Annotated in this window: 3 protein-coding genes; 1 reads left to right on the forward strand and 2 read right to left on the reverse strand. The window is 73.9% G+C overall.

Features of this window, described 5'->3' with window-relative positions:
* Positions 1-767 (reverse strand): fructosamine kinase family protein (locus IJH84_RS11190; protein WP_295143664.1); only part of this gene is annotated, 767 nt, incomplete at its 3' end.
* Between the two features lie 242 nt (positions 768-1009).
* The gene (locus tag IJH84_RS11195; RefSeq protein ID WP_200071097.1) at positions 1010-1477 is read right to left on the reverse strand and encodes a low molecular weight protein-tyrosine-phosphatase; all 468 of its coding nucleotides are present in this window, start codon (positions 1475-1477) and stop codon (positions 1010-1012) included.
* A gap of 153 nt (positions 1478-1630) precedes the next feature.
* On the opposite strand from IJH84_RS11195, the gene cobC reads away from it, so the two are divergent.
* A partial coding sequence (cobC, locus tag IJH84_RS11200) for an Rv2231c family pyridoxal phosphate-dependent protein CobC (RefSeq protein ID WP_295143667.1) occupies positions 1631-2331 on the forward strand: 701 nt, incomplete at its 3' end.

Raw genomic sequence — 2331 nt, forward strand, 5'->3', positions numbered from 1 at the left:
ACCCGCTGCCGCCAGCCGTCGGCCAGCGGGCTGACCTCCTCGTACGCCGCCAGCACCCGCTCCAGGTGGGGGCAGCCGAACAGCGCCAGCATCGCCAGGTCGGTCTCGCGGTGGCCGCCGTGCGCGGCAGGGTCGATGAGCCAGGCGCCGCTCGCGCCCCAGTGCACGTTCCCGGTCCACAGGTCGCCGTGCAGCCGGGACGGCGGCTCGGCGGAACCTTCGAGCTCGGGCAGCCCGTCGCAGGCGCGCTCGAAGATCTGCGCCTCGGAATCGCCGATCAGACCGGCGTCGACGGCTTGCCGCAGGTACGGGCGCACGCGGTGCTCGGCGTAGAACGACGGCCAGTCCGCGCACGGCTCGTTGCGCATCGGGGCGAGCCCGATCCAGGCGTCGGCCGGACCGCCGGGCGGCGGGGCGCCGTGCGCGGGCGCTCCGGCGGCGTGCAGCCGGGCGAGTCCGCGGCCCAGTTCTTCGGCGGCGGCCGCGGTGGGCCTGCCTGCATCGAGGTGTTCGGTGACCAGGTCCCGGTCGTTGTTGCCGTGCACCGCGGGAACCGGGATCACGCCCGGCTCGGCCAGCCAGCGCAGCGAGGCGGCCTCGGCTTCGGTGGCGCCCGGCAGTCCCGGCGGGTTCGTCTTGACGAACACGTCGCGGCCGTCGTCGAGCCGCACGCTGTAGGACGCGCCGGCGTCTCCGCCGCCCAGCGTGCGCACCTGCACGGCCGCGGACCCGGTGTAGTGCTCCGCGACCTCCGCGGTCCGTCCCATCCTGACCTCACCTCCGGCTTTGCTTGCGGCTTCCCCAGCCCTGCACAGCGCGCAGGAACCCGGCGCTCATTCCGATGCCCCCGCGCCTCGCGGCGGACCGGACACGCCCGCACATCACCCGTCGGCGAGCGCTCCGATCAGAGTGAACGGCCTGTTGGTCCGAATAGATTGGGCGACCAGTCCGTTCACTCCGAGAAGTTCTGCGCTGATCGTGTGGGACACGGGCGTGTCGGCCCGGAAGGTCACTCGTCGTGGAGGTGGGCGCGGACCCAGTCGAGCAGGGCGGGCATCGCCGCTTCGATCATCGCCAGCGAGTCCTCGAAGCCGCGGTCGCCGCCGAAGTACGGATCGGGCACCTCCGCCCACTCGTCCGCGGCCGGGTCGAAGGAGCGCAGCAGCCGCACCCGCGCCGGATCGTCCGCCTCGTCCCGCGCCACCCGCAGGTGCCCGGCGTCCATCGCCAGCAGCAGATCGGCGCCCGCGTGCTGCTCGTCGAACTGCGCGGCGACGTGCTCGGTGGGGTAGCCGTGGTCGGCGAGGACCTTCGCGGTGCGCGGATCGGCGCCTTCCCCGACGTGCCACGGGCCGGTGCCCGCGCTGGTCACTTCGACCTGCCCGGCGAGCCCTTCGCGGCGCAGGTGCTCGCCGAACACCAGCGCCGCCATCGGCGAGCGGCAGATGTTCCCGGTGCAGACGAAGGAGATGTGCAAGGCGGTGCTCCCGCTCTGTCGTGGGTGCTCTCGTTGCGGCCGTCGTGTCGACGCGGCGGAACCTCGGCTTCCACCGGGCTTCGACGGTACGTGCCGGAGCCGGAGCCGTTCCCGGCACCTGTCCCGCGCGCGCCGGTGGCTAAACTGCCCGGGATGACCAGCCGGGGGGACGACGAATCGCTGCGCCACCACGGCGACGTGGATGCCGAACCCGGCCTGCTCGACTTCGCGGTGAACGTGCGCCTGCAACAGCCGCCGCGATGGTTGCGGGACCGGCTCGCGGCTGCGCTGGACGATCTGGGCCGCTATCCCTCCGCCGCGGACGACCTGGCCGCGCGCACGGCGGTCGCCGAACGGCACGGCCGCGATCCCGGTGAGGTGCTGCTGCTGGCGGGCGCGGCCGAGTGCTTCGCGCTGCTGCCGCAGCTGAACCCGCGTTCGGCGGCCGTGGTGCACCCCTCGTTCACCGAACCGGAGTTCGCGCTGCGCTCCGCCGGTGTGCCGGTGACCAGGGTGCTGCTCGGCGAGGACTACCGGCTCGATCCCGCGCTGGTGCCCGCGGACGCCGACCTCGTCGTCCTCGGCAACCCCACGAACCCCACTTCGCTGCTGCACCCGGCCGACGCGATCCGGGAGCTGATCCGCCCCGGCAGGCTGGTGGTGGTGGACGAAGCGTTCCTGGACGCGGTGCCGGGGGAGCCGGAGGGACTGGCGAGCTCGCCGATCCCGGGCCTGCTGGTGGTCCGCAGCCTCACCAAGATGTGGGGGTTGCCCGGGCTGCGCGCCGGTTACGCCCTGGGCGAACCGGAGCTGCTGAGCAGCCTGGCCGCGCCCCGCCCGCACTGGCCGCTGGG

Source organism: Saccharopolyspora sp., assembly GCF_017434145.1.
GTDB lineage: Bacteria > Actinomycetota > Actinomycetes > Mycobacteriales > Pseudonocardiaceae > Saccharopolyspora_C > Saccharopolyspora_C galaxeae.